This window comes from Sulfitobacter sp. HI0027, assembly GCF_001634775.1.
GTDB lineage: Bacteria > Pseudomonadota > Alphaproteobacteria > Rhodobacterales > Rhodobacteraceae > Sulfitobacter.
On the sequence record NZ_LWER01000304.1, the window covers coordinates 1 to 278 of the forward strand.

At 58.3% G+C, this 278-nt stretch carries 1 protein-coding gene; it reads left to right on the plus strand.

The genetic code is table 11. The annotated features are described in order from the left end of the window. Positions 1 to 278, plus strand: a 278-nt coding sequence (locus A3722_RS15775) for a sugar phosphate nucleotidyltransferase (protein WP_269084700.1), incomplete at both ends; no start/stop codon positions are given.

Consider the following 278-nt stretch of genomic DNA (forward strand, 5'->3'; position numbering starts at 1 on the left):
CGGATCGGGGCGAACTTGAGATCACGACGTTGCTGGAAAGTTACCTCCATGACGGCTCCCTGAGCGTGAAACGCATGGGCCGGGGCTATGCTTGGCTGGATACCGGCACCCACGGCAGCCTGCTGGATGCCGGGAACTTCGTGCGCACGCTGGAAAAACGCCAGGGGCTTCAGACGGGAAGCCCGGATGAAGTGGCCTTCAACATGGGCTGGATCAGCGGAAACCAGCTGGAAGAGCGTGTCGCCAAGTACCAAAAGAACGGATATGGTAAATACTTA